At 59.3% G+C, this 16,673-nt stretch carries 14 protein-coding genes and 1 tRNA gene; 8 read left to right on the forward strand and 7 right to left on the reverse strand.

The genetic code is table 11. The features are described from left to right. Positions 1-103: 103 nt before the first annotated feature. A complete protein-coding gene (locus ACQZ45_RS11520) occupies positions 104-556 on the reverse strand; it encodes an RbsD/FucU family protein (RefSeq protein ID WP_003513061.1) in 453 nt (150 codons plus the stop codon). Between the two features lie 265 nt (positions 557-821). On the opposite strand from ACQZ45_RS11520, the gene ACQZ45_RS11525 reads away from it, so the two are divergent. From ACQZ45_RS11525 to ACQZ45_RS11545, 5 genes are all read left to right on the forward strand, one after another. Next, positions 822-2,066 carry an aminotransferase-like domain-containing protein gene (locus tag ACQZ45_RS11525; RefSeq protein ID WP_113291160.1) on the forward strand — a complete coding sequence of 415 codons (1,245 nt, stop codon included), beginning with the start codon at positions 822-824 and terminating at the stop codon, positions 2,064-2,066. A 305-nt stretch (positions 2,067-2,371) separates the two neighbouring features. Continuing rightward, positions 2,372-3,355 (forward strand): ABC transporter substrate-binding protein, encoded by a 984-nt coding sequence (locus ACQZ45_RS11530; RefSeq protein WP_003513059.1) that lies wholly within the window; start codon positions 2,372-2,374, stop codon positions 3,353-3,355. A gap of 9 nt (positions 3,356-3,364) precedes the next feature. Further along, positions 3,365-5,059 carry an ABC transporter permease gene (locus ACQZ45_RS11535; RefSeq protein WP_003513058.1) on the forward strand — a complete coding sequence of 565 codons (1,695 nt, stop codon included), beginning with the start codon at positions 3,365-3,367 and terminating at the stop codon, positions 5,057-5,059. Beyond that, on the forward strand, positions 5,047-6,075 hold the full coding sequence (locus ACQZ45_RS11540; RefSeq protein ID WP_065660771.1) for an ABC transporter ATP-binding protein: 1,029 nt from the start codon (positions 5,047-5,049) through the stop codon (positions 6,073-6,075). The genes ACQZ45_RS11535 and ACQZ45_RS11540 overlap by 13 nt, the downstream gene beginning before the upstream one ends. Positions 6,076-6,242: 167 nt before the next feature. Next, entirely contained in the window at positions 6,243-7,352 is a 1,110-nt protein-coding gene (locus ACQZ45_RS11545) for an endonuclease/exonuclease/phosphatase family protein (RefSeq protein ID WP_003513055.1), read from the forward strand. Positions 7,353-7,370: 18 nt separating this feature from the next. Here ACQZ45_RS11545 and ACQZ45_RS11550 read toward each other — a convergent pair whose 3' ends face one another. Further along, positions 7,371-9,110, reverse strand: coding sequence for a GGDEF domain-containing protein (locus ACQZ45_RS11550; protein ID WP_003513052.1), 1,740 nt, complete (start codon positions 9,108-9,110; stop codon positions 7,371-7,373). Positions 9,111-9,317: 207 nt separating this feature from the next. Between ACQZ45_RS11550 and ACQZ45_RS11555 the strand changes: the two genes are divergently transcribed. Continuing rightward, positions 9,318-9,393: transfer RNA gene (locus ACQZ45_RS11555), tRNA-Thr, on the forward strand. Positions 9,394-9,448: 55 nt separating this feature from the next. Here the strand turns inward: ACQZ45_RS11555 and ACQZ45_RS11560 are convergent. Then, the gene (locus tag ACQZ45_RS11560; protein WP_003513050.1) at positions 9,449-9,802 is read right to left on the reverse strand and encodes a nuclear transport factor 2 family protein; all 354 of its coding nucleotides are present in this window, start codon (positions 9,800-9,802) and stop codon (positions 9,449-9,451) included. A gap of 317 nt (positions 9,803-10,119) precedes the next feature. On the opposite strand from ACQZ45_RS11560, the gene ACQZ45_RS11565 reads away from it, so the two are divergent. After that, positions 10,120-10,722 (forward strand): J domain-containing protein, encoded by a 603-nt coding sequence (locus ACQZ45_RS11565; protein WP_003513049.1) that lies wholly within the window; start codon positions 10,120-10,122, stop codon positions 10,720-10,722. Positions 10,723-10,741: 19 nt separating this feature from the next. Here ACQZ45_RS11565 and ACQZ45_RS11570 read toward each other — a convergent pair whose 3' ends face one another. Together ACQZ45_RS11570 and ACQZ45_RS11575 are read right to left on the reverse strand one after the other, a co-directional pair. After that, a complete protein-coding gene (locus ACQZ45_RS11570; RefSeq protein ID WP_003513048.1) occupies positions 10,742-11,353 on the reverse strand; it encodes a DUF922 domain-containing Zn-dependent protease in 612 nt (203 codons plus the stop codon). A 157-nt stretch (positions 11,354-11,510) separates the two neighbouring features. Then, on the reverse strand, positions 11,511-11,966 hold the full coding sequence (locus ACQZ45_RS11575) for a PRC-barrel domain-containing protein (protein WP_003513045.1): 456 nt from the start codon (positions 11,964-11,966) through the stop codon (positions 11,511-11,513). Between the two features lie 140 nt (positions 11,967-12,106). On the opposite strand from ACQZ45_RS11575, the gene ACQZ45_RS11580 reads away from it, so the two are divergent. After that, on the forward strand, positions 12,107-12,541 hold the full coding sequence (locus ACQZ45_RS11580) for a DUF1801 domain-containing protein (protein WP_003513044.1): 435 nt from the start codon (positions 12,107-12,109) through the stop codon (positions 12,539-12,541). 12 nt (positions 12,542-12,553) lie between these two features. Here ACQZ45_RS11580 and ACQZ45_RS11585 read toward each other — a convergent pair whose 3' ends face one another. Further along, complete coding sequence (locus ACQZ45_RS11585; RefSeq protein WP_111801005.1) at positions 12,554-13,522, reverse strand: alpha/beta hydrolase; 969 nt, start codon at positions 13,520-13,522, stop codon at positions 12,554-12,556. A 31-nt stretch (positions 13,523-13,553) separates the two neighbouring features. After that, positions 13,554-16,535: an excinuclease ABC subunit UvrB gene (uvrB, locus tag ACQZ45_RS11590; RefSeq protein WP_113291215.1), complete on the reverse strand. Its 2,982-nt coding sequence runs from the start codon at positions 16,533-16,535 to the stop codon at positions 13,554-13,556. Positions 16,536-16,673: the final 138 nt, after the last annotated feature.

Below are 16,673 nucleotides of genomic sequence, written 5' to 3' on the forward strand. Positions count from 1 at the left end.
CTCACACCTCCGGTTATTTTACAAAACCTAGTGGAAGTTTTTGCCACAACAACTTGAAATTGTCATGACGGGTTTAGCACACGACCAATTTTGCCGTTCGATCTTACTTGCCCGGAGGGATGACGCCCTTCGTCAGCAGGAAGCAGCCGTAAAAACGGGTCTCGCCTGTTGTGATGACGCAATATGCTTTTTTAGCCTGTTCATAGAAGGCGAAGCGTTCGATACCGTACATGGGGGCGGATTTTCCCTCCGCCGCGTCTATTTCCTTCTGCACTTCGACCTGTACGGGTTCCAGCTGGTCCGGCGCGCCCATCACTTCCATGCGTCCGACCGAAGGCTGCAGCGGCGTGTCGAGTGGCAGCACCGAGAGAATCGCCTGCATGGCGCGGGCGGCGGAAATGTTGTCCATGCGCAGCACCTTGCCGACCGTTGTCTGGCGAGCCACCGAATCGGAAGGGAAGTTGGTGTCGGAAATCACCAGCGTATCGCCGTGACCCATGGCGCGTAGGGCGTGAAGGACATCGGCATTCAGCGCCGGGTCGATATTTTTCAGCATGTCGTCAAACTCCCATGATGCTTTCGCCGTGTCGCGGCGCGTGGCCGCAATCCAGCCGGAAAACCTTGCCGCGTCAATCGCAAACGGAAGATTGTGAAGCTTTGCGCAAGGGTGTATTTGGCTTTGTCCGCCAAAGGCGGGCCCAAATGCGGGTAACGTGCAGGGAGGCAGAAATAATTCGAAAAACTGATAAGTCAGTATTGCTGACGTATCGACATTTCTGTAAAGATGCACGCATAAAAACGACACAAGAGGAAACGTACCCATGCTTGATTGGGAACAAATTTTCGCCACGCGCTCTTCGCGCATGAAAGCGTCTGAAATCCGCGAGCTGCTGAAGCTGCTCGAGCAGCCCGATATCATCTCCTTTGCCGGCGGTATTCCGGACCCGGCTCTTTTCCCCGCAGAGGAGTTCCAGCAGGCTTATGCGGAAATTTTTTCGAGTTCGCAGGTTAACTCGGCGCTGCAATATTCGGTGAGCGAAGGTTACAAGCCGCTGCGCGAATGGCTGGCGGGCGAAATGGCCGAGATCGGCATCGAATGCACTGCCGACAACGTCTTCATCGTTTCCGGTTCGCAGCAGGGTCTCGACTACCTCGGCAAGCTGTTCCTGTCGCCGAAGGATACCGCGCTGGTAACCTGGCCGACCTATCTCGGCGCACTTTCCGCCTTCAACGCCTATGAGCCGAATTACGATCAGCTCAATCCCGGCGGCAACCGCACGCCGGAAGCTTACCGCGAAACTGCGGCCAAGCTCGGCGGCGCCGTGAAGTTCGCTTATCTCTCTGCTGATTTCTCGAATCCGACCGGGGAAACCGTTGATCTTGCCGGCCGCGAAAAGGTTCTGGTGCTGGCCGACGAGCTGGATATCGCCGTCATCGAAGACGCCGCCTATCAGTCGCTGCGTTACGACGGCGAGGCGGTTCCGCCGATCATGGCGCTGGACATTGCCCGCTCGGGCGGCATCGAGAACACCCGCACCATCTATTGCGGCAGCTTCTCCAAGACGCTCGCACCCGGCCTTCGCGTCGGTTACATCGTTGCGTCCGCGCCTGTTATCCGCAAGCTGGTGCTGATGAAGCAGGCCGCAGACCTGCATTCCTCGACGATCAACCAGATCGCCATCGAACGTGTCGCTTCGCGCGGCTTCGACAAGCAGGTCGCCAAGATCAAGGCTGCCTACAGCGCCCGCCGCGATGCGATGCTGGCTGCGCTCGACAGATACATGCCGAAGGGCACGCGCTGGACGAAGCCGGAAGGCGGCATGTTCATCTGGGTCACCCTGCCGGAAGGCATGGATGGTGCCGCACTGCTGGCAAAATCCATCGCAACGGAAAAGGTCGCCTTCGTTCCGGGTCGCGCCTTCTTTGCCGATGGCTCGGGCACGAACACGCTGCGCATCAGCTTCTCCTGCGCCAATGAGGCGATGATCGAGGAAGGCATGAAGCGGCTTGGCCGGTTGATCGCGACGGCGCAGGCGGAGACGACCGAAGTGGTTCCGGCGATTTGAGGGTTGCGAGGTTTTCGGCAGCGACGGGGGTGCGGCTTACCACCTCTGTCCTGCCGGACATCTCCCCACAGGTGGGGAGATCGACCCGTGGTGAGGTTTCGCCCATCTCAACGTTTGAAAATTAAGTGACGAAAGAGCGTCTTGCCGATCTCCCTCCTTCTGGGGGAGATGCCCGGCAGGGCAGAGGGGGGTAGGCCCCGGTCTCCACCTTGGCTACCGAGATCACACCCCTAAAATCCTGCCTGTCACATACATGTTATGCAATCATGTTTTAGCGGTCCCATGAAACAACAGGGACTGGACCTATGAAAACGCTGCTTTCCGCTTTTACCGCCATCGTATCGCTCGGCTTCATCGCCACCGCTGCCAATGCTGCCGATCTGGTGCTTTATACCAGCCAGCCGAACGAGGACGCGCAGGCGACCGTTGATGGTTTCAAGGCCGCCAATCCCGGTATCGAAGTCGAATGGGTGCGTGATGGAACGCCGAAGATCATGGCCAAGCTGATGGCTGAGATCAGCGCCGGCAATCCGGTTGCCGACGTGCTCTTGATCGCCGACACCGTCACACTCGAGCGCATGAAGCAGGCTGGCCAGCTTATGGCCCACAAGTCCCCGGAAGCTCAGAACATCGACGCCTCGCTTTACGATGCGGACGGCTATTATTATTCCACCAAGCTCATCACCACCGGCATCATGTATAACACTGCCGCTGCGATGAAGCCGACGAGCTGGAAGGATCTTGCCAAGGCGGAAGCCAAGGGTCTCGTGACCATGCCGAGCCCGCTGACCTCTGGTGCAGCGCTGATCCACGCGCAGACGCTGGCCGCTGCCAACGGCCTCGGCTGGGACTATTACAAGCAGCTGAAGGCCAATGAAGCCATTTCCGGCGGCGGTAACGGCGCGGTGCTGAAGTCGGTTGCATCAGGTGAGAAGGCTTACGGCGTTGTCGTCGACTACATGCCGATCCGCGAAAAGGCCAAGGGCGCCCCGGTGGAGTTCGTCTTCCCGGAAGAGGGCGTTTCGGCCGTGACCGAACCGGTCGCGATCCTCAAGGGTACCAAGCATGAGGAAGCCGCTAAGAAGTTTGTCGACTACGTGCTTTCGGAAAAAGGCCAGCAGGGCTTCGTCAAGCTCGGCTACATCCCCGCGCGCGCTGACGCTGGCATGCCGGAAGGTTTCCCCGCCCGCGACAAGCTCAAGGTCCTGCCGCTCAACGCCGCGGACGCGCTGAAGAATTCCGAGCAGGATCTGAAGACCTTCTCCGATATTTTCGGCTCCAAGGGCTGATATAGCGGCATGTCCCGATCAAGTGCCTATGGAAACAGCCAGCCGCGCTGGCTGTTTCCTTTTGTGGTGAGCGTCGTTTTTGCGCTCAGCGCCCTGCCGCTCGGGCGGCTCGCCTATACCGGGATTGTTTCGTCACTCAATGGTGACATATGGCGATTGCTGGCTGATCCCGCCCTTTGGGATGCGGCGCTGAACACGCTGTCCACCTCTTCTTTCGGCATGCTGATTTCACTCATGATCGGCGGGGGCTTCGCGCTGGCGCTGACGCTTTGCGACATACGCGGCAAGTCGATCTTAAGCTTTCTCTTCATGCTGCCTATGATGATCCCGCCGCAGGTGACGGCGCTGTCGTGGATCGGCATGACCGGCCCGTCGAGCACGCTTTTAAAGGCCATCGGCCTTGCGCCGCCCATGGGCTCGCCGCAGCCGCTCTATTCCATTGCCGGTATCGCGCTTTTGCTCGGCGTGCAGCATGCGCCGCTTGTCTATCTGTCGCTGCGCGCCGGCCTGCTCGCTTTGCCGCAGGATGGCATCGAGGCGGCCAAGCTTTCCGGTGCTTCGCCTCGCCGCGTGCTGTTGGATATCATCCTGCCGCTTTCGACGCCGGGATTGATCGCCGGGGCGGCGATCTCGTTTGTGTCCAATGTCGGCAATTTCGGTATTCCGGCTATCCTCGGTATTCCGGCCTCGACCTTCACCCTGCCGACGCTGATCTACAGCCGCTTCGCCAGTTTTGGTGCGAGCACCTTCGGCGATATCGCCATTCTCTCGACCATGATCGCCATCATCTCCGTGGCCGGCCTTGCGCTGCAAGAGCGGGCATTGAAGGGCAGGGACTATCGCATCATCGGTCTTTCCGGCAAGGCCGCGACTTTCAAGCTGTCGCGCTGGCGTGTAGTGGCTGAGCTTGTCCTTTGGCTCGTGCTGTTCTTCATGCTGGTTGCACCACTTGCTGCGCTGGTGGCAAGCTCGCTTGCCCCCGCCTATGGCGTGCCGCTCAGTCTCAAGACCGCTACGATGCACGCCTATGAGGAGCTACTCTACCGGCAGAGCGTAACCCGCACAGCCTTCCGCAACTCGCTGTTTCTGGCGACGGTCACATCCCTTTGCCTGCTTGCGGTGACGGTGTTGACCGCCTATTTCCTGGTGCGCGGCAAAAGCCGCTTCATGTTCCTGCTGTCGGCGCTGGTGGATATTCCCTATGCGCTGCCGGGTGTGGTGATTTCCGTATCCTTCGTCCTGTTGTTCGCGGCCCCCATCCCGCTGCTCGGCATCACGCTTTACGGCACGATCTGGATCATTCTGCTCGCCTATTTTTCCTCCTTTTTCGCCGTCAGCCTCAAACCGATGGTCAGCGCCTTCCTCCAATTCGATCCGTCGCTGGAAGAGGCGGCAAGGCTTTCGGGCGCCGGTTTCTGGCGGCGGTTGAAGGACATCATCCTGCCGCTGGTCGGGCCTGCGGCTGGCGCTTCCGTCATCCTCGTTTTCCTGATCGCCTGCAATGAGCTGACGGTTTCGGCGCTCCTTTGGTCCGCCGGCACGCAGACGCTCGGTGTGCTCATCTATAACCTCGATGACAGCGGCAGCTTCGATCTTGCCTCCGCACTTTCGGTGCTTGTCGTCATCATGGTGATTTTCCTCATGCTGCTGCTCGAAATTCTGGGGCGCTATCTGCCGAAAGGAGTGGTCCCTTGGCGAAACTGATCCTCAATCGTCTGACGAAAAGCTTTGGAGCCGGGTCGAAACCCGCCGTTGACGACCTCTCGCTCACGGTGCGTGAGGGAGGTTTCCTCGCGTTGCTCGGGCCTTCCGGCTGCGGCAAGACTACGGTGCTGCGCATGATCGCCGGTTTCGAGCAACCGACTGATGGCTCCATCCTGCTCGGCGAGCGGGTGCTGGCCGATGCAGGCAGCATGGTGCCGCCGGAGCGGCGCAACATGGCGATGGTGTTCCAGTCCTATGCGCTCTGGCCGCACATGTCGGTTGCCGACAATGCCGGCTATCCCCTGAAAGTTCGCGGCATTTCCGGAGAGAAATATCGCGAGAAGGTGGCCCAAGCGCTGGCAGCCGTACGCCTTGATGGCTTTGCGGACCGCCGTCCCGCCGAGCTTTCCGGTGGCCAGCGGCAGCGCGTCGCTTTGGCCCGCTGCCTCGTCACCGAACCCGATGTCGTGCTGCTCGACGAGCCACTCGCCAATCTCGACCGGCATTTGCGGCAGGAGATGGAGGAGACCTTTCGCGAGTTCCACATCCGATCCGGCGCGACGATGATCTATGTTACCCACGATCAGGCGGAAGCCATGGCGCTGGCAACCGATGTCGCCGTGATGTCTCAGGGCAAGCTGCTTCAGGTCGCGCCGCCCGCCGAGCTTTATGCACGACCCGAGGGGCGTCTTGTCGGCTCGCTGGTGGGGCAGGGCGCCATTCTCTCCGTGCCGATGCCGGAAGGTTCTTCGCGGGATATTGACTGGGACGCGCTCCGCACAGCGATGGATAACGGTGGGCAATTACCACGGGCGGATATTCTCGTGCGGCCGCAGGACGTGGTGCGGGATGCGGATGGAATCACCTGCACCGTGACCTCGGTTCTCTACGAGGGCGAGCGTTATGCCTTGCGTCTCGACCTGCCGGACGGGCAGGCGCTTCGGGCTTATTCTCGAGAATCGGTTGCGGTCGGTGACCAGCTGCCGGTTGCAATTCGTGCGGCGTGGCGTCTTTAGCATTTGCTTGCACCCTCATCCCTGTGACGGGCACAGGAATGAGGGTGGGGAATATCCCGGCACATAAAATCCGACATCGTGAATAGGGAAATCTGATCGACGCGACAGGCCACTGGCGAGACCGAACGGGAGCGGCTAAGCTCCCATTCCAGCAACAGGAATGAAACATGTCGCTTCGGCTCGCCACCTTCAATATCGAAAATCTTCTCACCCGTTTCGACTTTACCGGTTTTCGCAACCAGACGCGGCGCGACAGGGCGATCCAGCTTTTCGATATCAGGGACGAGGCGACCTATCAGGCGCTGGAAAGTGCGCGGGCAGTCTCTTCCACAGACGATACGCGGCAACTTTCGGCGCTGGCCATTGCGGATGCGGATGCCGACATTCTCTGCCTGCAGGAAGTCGACAACATGGCTGCCCTGCAGGCTTTCGAATATGGCTATCTCTACCGCATGGTCGGCAACGGCTATCTGCAGAAATATCTGGTCGAGGGCAATGACAGCCGCGGCATCGATGTCGCCGTCGTCATGCGCGAGCAGACCCGAGACGGCGACAAGATCGAGGTCATCGACATCAAGAGCCACGCTGCGCTAACCTACCGCAATCTCGATCTCTTCAATCCCGCACTTGCCGCGACCAACCAGATAGACGACAAGATTTTCAAACGCGATTGTCTGGAAATCGATCTGAGGATCGGCGGCAAACCGCTGACGCTTTACGTCACGCATTTCAAATCCATGACCAATGCCCGTGACGCCATAGATGCCCGGCTCGCCACCATGCCGATTCGCGAGGCGGAAGCCATGGCCGTTCGCCGCATCATCGAAAACCGCTGGGGCGCAAACAATACCCGCAACAAGAATTTTGCCATCTGCGGCGACATGAATGATTATCAGGAACGCATTTCGATTTCCGGCGACCGGCGCAGCGGCTACAGCTTTACGCCGGTCGAAGAGGAGCGGAGCGCGCTCGATATCTTCACGGCGGATGATTTTGTGACCAATCCGATGTCGCGCCGTGACGTCATGGATCGCTGGACGCTCTATCATTCGCGCGGGCCACAGGAACAGCATCTCTGCCAGCTCGATTATATCTGGCTTTCCCCGCATCTCGCGCAGATCAATGCGACAAGGGTTCCCGAAATCATCCGCGCTGGCCAGCCTTACAGGACGGTCTTTCCGCCGGGGCAGGAGGTGGATCGTTATCCGCGCACCGGCTGGGACCGCCCCAAAGCTTCCGACCATTGCCCTGTCGTTATGACGCTCGATCTGATCTGACCTGCCGCTCCGGGCTGCCTAGCCGTTGGCGACCTTGGGGAAATAGGTCGCCCACACCCGGTTGCGGCCCGCACGCTTGGCCTCATAAAGCCGGTCGTCGGCAATTGCGATCAGCTCGTCCCAGCTGTTGATCGCACGTGCCTCCTGCCAGACCACGCCGAAACTTGCCGTCAGTGACAGCCCGCTTTGTTCATCAATGACCTGGGCTTCAATCAGCCGGCGCAGGCGGTCGGCGGTGGCGGTCGCCGTCGCGTGGCTGACATCCTGCAACACGACCACGAATTCCTCGCCGCCATAGCGCGCCAGAATATCGTTTTTACGGAGGGCGCCTCTTAAAAGAGTCGCTGTCTTCTGTAGCGCGAGGTCGCCCATGGCATGGCCATAACGGTCGTTGATGGATTTGAAGTGGTCGATGTCGACAATCATCACGCCAAGCGCCTGCAACTGCTCCTCGCCGCTCAATATGGCACGAACGGTCTTTTCCAACGCACGGCGATTGGACACACCGGTCAAGGCATCTGTTTCTGAAAGCGTGCGTAATTGTTCGGCCAGCGCGGACTGCTGCTTTTCCATTTCTTCCTTCTGGCGAAGCTGCTCGCGCAGGAAATCCAGTTCCTCGAACATTTTCTTCACTTCCGGAGCAGCCTTGTCCTGATACAGGGCTCCTGAAAGATCGCCAGCGGCGATTGCGGCGATCTGCGTCTGGACGGATTGCATGGGGCGGAACAGTGCCGTTCTGTAAACCGATGCAAGCCGCAGCAATACCAGAACCGCGATGAGAGCGAGGAGGAGAGACGTTCCACCATAGATCAACGCCTGTTCCTTGTTCCTTTCTATCCTTGCCCGTGTTTCGGCGAGAATAAGGTCGCGCAATGTGCTCGAGGAACGCATGCCCTTGATGTAGTTTTCGGAGAATTCGCGAAGGCTTGGCTGCGCGGACGGCACCACCATCGCAATCGTATTCTGCGCATAGGGAAGCGCCTGGCCGAAATAGAAGATTTCAATATCGCGAAACGCTGCATCGACGCGTGGTGTGGACAGGTAAGCGGCGGTGTAGTTCGTCAGCGACGATTTCAGCAGTGTGAGGCTCTGTATTTCCGTGTCGAATTTGGCGCGGAGGCTCAGCTTGTCCTGCCTGTTCGCCCGCAGGCTCATGACCACGTAGGAACCGAGGCGACCGATCCGGTCCCGCATCACTCCGGCAGTGCCGGTCATGGCGATGTCGATCGCTACATTGGGCGTTACCTTGATGATCGCGCGTGCGGTCTTGCCACGCAGCATGTTGACGCTGTCCGCCGCCTTGAACATCGCAAAAATTGCGTTGGACATTGCCGTGTAGCTCCGCGCGGATTCCGGAAGTGCAGCAACCTGATCGACCGCTTCTCGGGATTGCGCCAGTTTTCGGCGTGTATCGACCAGCGATTTTGCCAATTCTGGCTGCGCGCTGATTTCCGCGGCAAAAGAGTTTTCGAGTTCCACCAGCTTGTCGTCCGTTGCCTTGCGCGCTGCGGCAAGCTCCTGGACCAGTTTTGCATCAGGGGAAGACGCGCCCATCAAATTATTGGCGGGACCACGCTCGGCCGATACCAGCCATGCGGACTGGAGGGCCGTTTCGAAGCGGCTGAGTTGCTGCGCATTGGTCCGGTAGCGTAAGTAACTGGAAACGCTCGGCAGGGCGGCAAGGGTTGCCAACAAGATGGAACTTACCGCTATGACGATCGTACCGGTTAGTTGGATTTTCTGTATGCTTGCGCGCATGCGATGCGTTATTCCCGGTGGGATGGTTATGAATTATCGCCATTTTAGCTGCATCGCGTAAATACTTCGCTTATTTTGCAGGCCTTTTCCCGCGACCTGGTGATTGAAACCCACAGGTACGGTGTGGAAAAGAGGTCTCCCAACGGCGCGCAATCAATTTTTGCTTTACACGAAGTGAGAATCTGATAGTTGGCAAGGCACTGGATTGCCCTTGTAGCTCAGTTGGTAGAGCACCTGATTTGTAATCAGGGGGTCACGAGTTCGAACCTTGTCGGGGGCACCAGTATTTTCAATGGCTTGGCCATTTCCCCGCTATTATTCCTGCATTCGCACAACGCCTATGGCTTGATGTGATATAGCTTGTGCACGATTGCCCAGTTGCCGTCGCGCTCCAGCAAGGACAGGTATTCGCTAAAATCCATGCCGTCGAAACTCGTCGTCAGCTTCACGGACGCGCTGTCGCCTTCCTTGTCGATGCCGAGGATTTCGAAGACGGGGTCGTGATCGGGCAGGCCGCGTTCGCTTTTCCGTATCTGCTCGGCGAAGTCCTCCAGTGAGAGCCATTCCGTTTCACCCTGAAACGTCCCGACGATGCTGGCGCGCGGATCGAAAACATCACGCATCAGGCCTTCATCCGCATAGGCCATGGCGTGCACATAATCCGTCACTGTCTGGGTAATGGTTTGCGGCATCGGATCGTCCCTCCCTTCAGATCCAAAAGCCAAGCTTACACCCGTTGGAGCCGTTCCACCATAAGCACCGTAAAACCTGCGGGTTGCACGGTTTTCCGCATGGGTAGACAGCTTGGCCCGGCGTGTTTTGCCATGACTTTCCACAATTTTGTCCCGCCCGTGATTATAGTCGCCATGGGTCCGACAAATTTGAGGATCAAGGGCTTTTGCGCCGGCGCGGGGGTGCCGCGCGGGCGGAATTCGCTTATGATCTGTGCGCGAGCCGCACGGGGGTGGCGTATGGCATGCGGTAACAGTTTGCGTTTGAAGGTGTTTTAGTGATCGATCCCTATGTTTTGCTTGGCGTGGAGCGTGATGCCGACGAGGCGGCGATCAAGTCCGCTTACCGGAAGGTGGCGAAAGCCGCCCATCCCGACAGCGGGGGCGATACCGACCAATTCGCACGCCTGCAAACCGCTTACGAGCTTTTGAAGGATCCGGTGCGCCGCAAGGTGTTCGACGATACCGGTTACGATCCGCAGCTTGCCGATGCCAAGGACCTCAAAGGCCTGCTGATGCTGGAAACTCTGGTCAACGAATTCATTCTGGACGAGCGCGAGCCCGGCAGCTTCGACCCAGTGGCCGCCATGCGCCGCAAGCTGACCGACGATATCCTGAAAAGCCGCTTTCACATTCTGGAACTGGAGCGTCACCGCACGCGGGTGCGCAAACATATGGACCGGCTGGGCAGAAAGCCGGAGACCGATGTTTTGAGTTCCATGTTGCGTGCGCGCAGCCAGTCCATCGCCGAAGCCATCCGCAATGCGGAAGCGCAGATAGAGGCAATCGAGCAGGCCTATACGATGCTGGAAGGCTATTCCTACGAGCTGGAAAGCATATCGCTTTCCGAACCGCTGCTGAAAGGCGAGGCGGCGGAATAGCCGTTTCCCCCTGGAGTTTTTAGGGACCGTTGACGAGCGCCAGGATGAGCTGATGCACGCGGCCACCGGGCGAAAGCTCGTCCCGGTCGAAATCGCGTCCGCGCTGGCGTTGCTCGTTGGATAGCTCACCAAGCCGCTGTTGAAGGACAACGCGCACTTTCTGGCATTTCGGATCGTTTTCCGCTCTCAGACCGGTGCTGAATGCCTCGATCTTCTGCACCATGTCGAGAATGTGCTCGCCATGAACGCGCTCATGGGTTTCCACACCGGAAATGAAGGTTTTCCAGCTGGCGGCGACCGCGGGCGGCAATCTGGCCGGCGCTTTCGGCCAGGTATAGATGATTGTGAGATTGGGCTTGGCGGTGGCCAGTACGCAGGCACCGTCCGGTTGCGGACGATAATCGCGCCGCCATGTCAGCTTGAAGGTGGTGTGGGCGATGGCCTGCACACCGGCGGTCGGGCCGCGCTCGCCTATGGACTGGTAAAGCGCTCCACCCGTATCACCGCTGATCGCATAGGTTTTTATCTGCTCGGCTGGTTTCCAGCCGGCTGACTGTGCTGATAGCGGAAGGGTGCTCAGCAATATCGTCATAGCGCTGATGGTGAGGGAAGAGAGAGTTTTGGCGGGCACGCATCGATCCTTGGTGTCTTGCGCGCCGAAGATAGGCGAGAGCTGGGCTGCTAGGCAAGCGCCGTGAGAGAGGGATTGTCGGATACTGCGCCGAAATTCCACACACGAAAAACCCCCGCGACGGATCGCGGGGGTCAAGCTTGCGACTGCAGGGGAATCAGTCGTCCAGCTTGTCGTAGTCGAGCTTCGGTGCGTTCTGCAGCGCTTCCTTGGTGGTATCGACATAGGCCTTCCAGGTGCCGTTGTCGTTGTGGACTGCAACCGAGGCCGGGTCGAGCACCACATAGCTCTTGTCGATGCCGAGGAAACCGCCGACGCTGGCAACGAGGCCGATCACCGATTTGCCATCGCCGATGACGACATCCTCGATTTCGCCGATGTTTTCGTTCTGGGCGTTATAGATATCCAGACCGTCGAGCTGGGAGGCGGTGAGGTCGGTTTTCTGGACATTGACGAACTTCAGCGGGCCGTTAGCCTTGGTGCCCATGGTGATGCCGGGACCGGACAAAGTCGCATCGGCGCCAACAGCAGGCGCAGTCGCAGCCGTCTGGGCAAAAGCCACGGAAGAGGAGAGGGCTGCTGCGGCAGCGAGAGCGATGACGTTGATTTTCATGATGTTTCTTCCCTTTGTATGCTGAACGTTTCGTTCGGGGAAGAAACGGTGAAGGCCGGATTTGGTTCCGCGTGGGAGCGCAGGAAATTTTGGTTTATGCTGGTAGCGGGAGCACTGGAACGCAAAATCGGGAGGACGTTATGGCAAAAAACACTGACAGCAAGGAAGCGGAGGAGAATGCACCGTCGGTTCTCATCGATCGAAAGATCGCGGAGCTTGGCGACTGGCGTGGCGAGACGCTTGCTCGCATCCGGGCGCTGATCAGGAAGGCCGATCCGGATGTGACGGAGGAGGTTAAATGGCGCGGCGTGCCCGTCTGGGAGCATGCCGGTATCATCTGCACTGGCGAAACCTACAAGACAGCCGTGAAGACGACGTTTGCGAAGGGCGCATCGCTTGAAGACCCGGCCGGCCTGTTCAATTCGAGCCTTGAGGGCAATACGCGGCGCGCCATCGACTTTCACGAGGGAGATGAGATCGACGAGGAGGCACTGGTGGCGCTGATCCGCGCGGCGGTGGCGTTAAATGTGGCGGGGAAGGCTGGAAAGAAACGCACGGGGAATAAGGCTGGGTAATCGAGTAGGCAGTCAATCTTTCCCAACGTCCGTTGCCTTGTCCCATTCCCCATCGACGAACTTCAGCGCGTCGATAATTGACACTTTCCACACTGACCAGACGTGATCGCCATCGGTGATCCGCAATTGGGATTTGCGATTGTCGGCCTGAAGCGTTTCGTGCAGGGCGATGGCGCCGCGCCAGAGGAAGAAGCCGTCGTCGTCGCCAACTGTCAGATAGGTGGTGGGCAATTCTTGGCTTTCGGCGACGTGCTGTGCAACAAGGGTGAAGACGTTCTTCTCATTGAAGAGTCTCGCATCGAAGGGCGTGCCGAAGGCGCCGGAGAAGTGATCGCCGGTGGAGGGCAGCACGATTCCGCTGGTGACGGTGGTGCGGTCGACGCGGTGGAAGAAGGCGCTGTCCTGAATGAGCTTGAGTTCCGCGGGCGTTTTGTCGAGATCGGAGGCGGGCACGTTCTGCCAGATCGCGCCGGACAGACTGGCGACTGCGCCATAGAGGTCTTCGTGGCCATAAGCCAGATGCAATGCGCCGAAACCGCCCATGGACAGCCCGGCGATGGCGCGCCCTTCGCGATCTTTTCGCACCGGCAGCGTTTTTTCCACCTGATGGCGCAGATCGCCAGTCAGGGCAGTCTCGTAATCGCCGGGACCACCGACAGCGGCCGAATCCACATACCAACTGTTTTTAACGCCTGGCATGACGACAACCAGCGGGCGGATGGTGCCAGCCGCAATCAGCGTGTCCAGCGTCTTTTCGATATTGCCTAGATCCCGCCAGCTGTTCTGGTCACCATCATGGCCGTGCAGGAGATAAAGCACCGGCCAGCCGTTTTCCGGCGGCGTGCCATCCGGTCGGTAGATGTTGACGGGCAGCGGTGCGTTCAGGGCGGCGCTGTGGAAGGTGGCGTCCTCAATCTGCCCGGCAAGGACTGGGCTTGAGAAAAAGACGAGGCATAAGGCCGCCAGATTTTTTCGATGCATGCGGTGTCTATCCAGATTGCGCCGTTGCGCGTCAGCGACCGGGCCGGCCGGTCTTCCCCTTCGTCCGGCTTTTGCGCTTCTGTTCGCCGGCATCCTCATAGGAACCCGCTCCGATCTTGCCGCGCACGAGGGGGCGGGGATCGTCCTTGGTTCGCTCAGGCTGGCCTTCCATGAGCGGTGAGAAACGTTTGCCGGTTTCTGTCTCGGGTTTGCCGGGAACTTCGCCACGCACCGGCTTCTCGGTGCGGCCAACGGTCATCTCGTCCAGCGTGTTCCTGCGGAACAGCGGCTTGCCCGTGTCCGAGCCGGGCCCCATTTCGTCCAGCGAAGGTTTGGCGAAGAGAGATTTTCCACTTTCGTTTGCGGAAGCGGCACCGTCCTCTGTCCCGCCCGATATGTCTCCCGCAGGAGGGGAGATCGACCCGTTGCGCGCGCTCGTTTCTTTTTTCTTGCTTCTGCCGCCACCCTCAAGCGATTTCGCCTCTTCCTTCGCCATCGGGTCGTCCATGACGGCGAGTTCGGTGGCCTTGAGGCGCTTGATTTCGTCACGCAGGCGGGCGGCTTTTTCGAAGTCCAGATCGGCTGCGGCATCGCGCATGGATTTTTCCAGCGCGTTGAGATGGGACTGCAGATTGTTGCCGACCAGATGGCCGCCATCGGCGAAGCCTTTGCCGGAAACGCCTGAAATATCGGCCCTTACGTGATCACGTTCATAAACTGAATCAAGAATATCGGAGATCTTCGCCTTGACCGATTCCGGCGTGATGCCGTGTTCGGCGTTATAGGCCATCTGCTTTTCGCGGCGGCGGGAGGTTTCCTCCATCGCCCGCTTCATCGAGCCGGTGATATTGTCGGCATAGAGGATTACCTTGCCGTCGACGTTACGGGCGGCGCGGCCGATGGTCTGGATCAGCGAAGTTTCCGAACGCAGGAAGCCTTCCTTGTCGGCATCGAGGATCGCGACGAAACCGCATTCTGGAATATCGAGGCCTTCGCGCAGAAGGTTGATACCGACAAGCACGTCGAAGGCACCAAGGCGCAGGTCGCGGATGATCTCGATGCGTTCCAGCGTGTCGATATCCGAGTGCATGTAACGCACGCGAACGCCCTGTTCGTGCAAATATTCGGTCAGGTCTTCAGCCATGCGCTTGGTCAGCACGGTGCAGAGCGTGCGGTAACCCTTAGCGGCGGTCTCGCGAATTTCGCCGAGAACATCGTCCACCTGGCTGCGGGCGGAGCGCACCTCGACCGGCGGATCGATGAGTCCTGTCGGGCGGATGACCTGTTCGGCGAAGACGCCGCCGGCCTGTTCCATTTCCCACGAGCCGGGGGTGGCCGAAACTGCGACCGTCAGCGGCCGCATCGCATCCCATTCCTCAAAGCGCAACGGGCGGTTATCCATGCACGAGGGAAGGCGGAAGCCATATTCGGCCAGCGTCGCCTTGCGCCTGAAGTCGCCGCGATACATGCCACCGATCTGGCTAACCGAGACGTGGCTTTCGTCAATGAAAAGCAGCGCATTATCAGGGATATATTCGAACAGCGTCGGCGGCGGCTCACCGGGATTGCGGCCGGTGAGATAACGCGAATAGTTTTCGATACCGGCGCAGGAGCCGGTCGCCTCCAGCATTTCGATGTCGTAACGCGTGCGCTGTTCCAGCCGCTGGGCTTCCAGCAGGCGTCCCGCCTTTTCCAGCTCGGCGAGGCGAACCCTCAGCTCTTCCTTGATCGACTTGATCGCGCCGTTCAGCGTCGGGCGCGGGGTGACATAGTGCGAATTGGCGTAGATCTTGACGGATTGCAGATCGCCGGTTTTCTGGCCGGTCAGCGGGTCGAATTCGGTAATGGAATCGATTTCGTCGCCGAACATCGAGATGCGCCAGGCGGCATCCTCAAGGTGGGCAGGGAAGATTTCGATGGTATCGCCGCGCACGCGGAAAGAGCCGCGCTGGAAATCCATGTCGCGGCGCTTGTATTGCTGGGCCACAAGGTCGGCCAGAAGCTGGCGCTGGTCCAGCCGGTCGTCCACCTGCATCTGGAAGGTCATGGCTGTATAGGTTTCCACCGAGCCAATACCATAGATGCAGGAAACCGAAGCGACGATGATGCAGTCGTCGCGTTCCAGCAGCGAGCGGGTGGCGGAGTGGCGCATCCGGTCGATCTGTTCGTTGATCGAGGATTCCTTCTCGATGAAGGTGTCGGAGCGCGGCACATAGGCTTCCGGCTGATAATAATCGTAATATGAGACGAAGTACTCTACCGCATTGTCGGGGAAGAAGTTCTTGAACTCGGAATAGAGCTGCGCGGCCAGCGTCTTGTTGGGCGCAAGGATGACGGCCGGGCGCTGGGTTGCCTCGATCACCTTGGCCATGGTGAAGGTTTTGCCGGAGCCGGTGACGCCGAGCAGGACCTGGCTGCGCTCGCCGGAATTGATGCCTTCCACGAGATCGGCAATCGCCGTTGGCTGGTCGCCTGCCGGTTGATACTCCGAGGCCATGCGGATTGTAACGCCGCCTTCGGATTTCGGCGGACGGGCCGGCCGGTGCGGCGTCCACATCTTGCCGTCCTTGAACAGCGGATTGCCGCTCTCGATCAGCGCCGATAGCGCCTCGACGGTGGCGGTGACGGCACCCGGTGCGAGATTGGCCGCCTCCTCCAGGGAAACGTCCATGCCAGCCACGGGATTGAGACCGGCTGCGGCGCGGGTTTTCGGATCGCTCGACGCACCGATGGAAACGCCGCGCGCTGTCTTGGAAGCCGTGGTGTTTTTAGCCGTTTTGTTGGCCGCTTTTTCCGCTTCCTTGCGCGCTTCGATCTCGATCTTCTTGCGGTGCTTGCCAGCTTTCGAGGCGACTTCGCGCTGGGTTTCCACCGAGCCGGCTTCGGCTTCCGCCTCGAGCTGCTTTACCCAATCGGCAACGCTGCCGCTGAGCGGCGCGCCTTCGAACGACGATTGCGGAGCTTCCTCGAAGCCGGAATTCGAGGGTTTGGAATTTTTGGGTGATCTGGCCATGCGCGAAATATGGAGGGAGTCACGCGCAAAGGGAAGGGGAGGCCAAGAAAAAATGAGTACAAAAAGGAAACGAAGCGCGGGGAACAAAATTTGGCCGGATACGTTGCATAGCGGCCGAATACGCTTTGATAGAAACCG

Source organism: Agrobacterium sp. 16-2014-1-2a, assembly GCF_053522705.1.

Coding starts and splice junctions, on each gene's coding strand:
- ACQZ45_RS11560 (WP_003513050.1), bottom strand. CDS start 9,802: ATGCCGCAAACCATTACCCAGACAGTGACGGATTATGTGCACGCCATG.
- ACQZ45_RS11535 (WP_003513058.1), top strand. CDS start 3,365: ATGTCCCGATCAAGTGCCTATGGAAACAGCCAGCCGCGCTGGCTGTTT.
- ACQZ45_RS11580 (WP_003513044.1), top strand. CDS start 12,107: ATGGCAAAAAACACTGACAGCAAGGAAGCGGAGGAGAATGCACCGTCG.
- uvrB (WP_113291215.1), bottom strand. CDS start 16,535: ATGGCCAGATCACCCAAAAATTCCAAACCCTCGAATTCCGGCTTCGAG.
- ACQZ45_RS11520 (WP_003513061.1), bottom strand. CDS start 556: ATGCTGAAAAATATCGACCCGGCGCTGAATGCCGATGTCCTTCACGCC.
- ACQZ45_RS11525 (WP_113291160.1), top strand. CDS start 822: ATGCTTGATTGGGAACAAATTTTCGCCACGCGCTCTTCGCGCATGAAA.
- ACQZ45_RS11550 (WP_003513052.1), bottom strand. CDS start 9,110: ATGCGCGCAAGCATACAGAAAATCCAACTAACCGGTACGATCGTCATA.
- ACQZ45_RS11530 (WP_003513059.1), top strand. CDS start 2,372: ATGAAAACGCTGCTTTCCGCTTTTACCGCCATCGTATCGCTCGGCTTC.
- ACQZ45_RS11575 (WP_003513045.1), bottom strand. CDS start 11,966: ATGAAAATCAACGTCATCGCTCTCGCTGCCGCAGCAGCCCTCTCCTCT.
- ACQZ45_RS11585 (WP_111801005.1), bottom strand. CDS start 13,522: ATGCATCGAAAAAATCTGGCGGCCTTATGCCTCGTCTTTTTCTCAAGC.
- ACQZ45_RS11545 (WP_003513055.1), top strand. CDS start 6,243: ATGTCGCTTCGGCTCGCCACCTTCAATATCGAAAATCTTCTCACCCGT.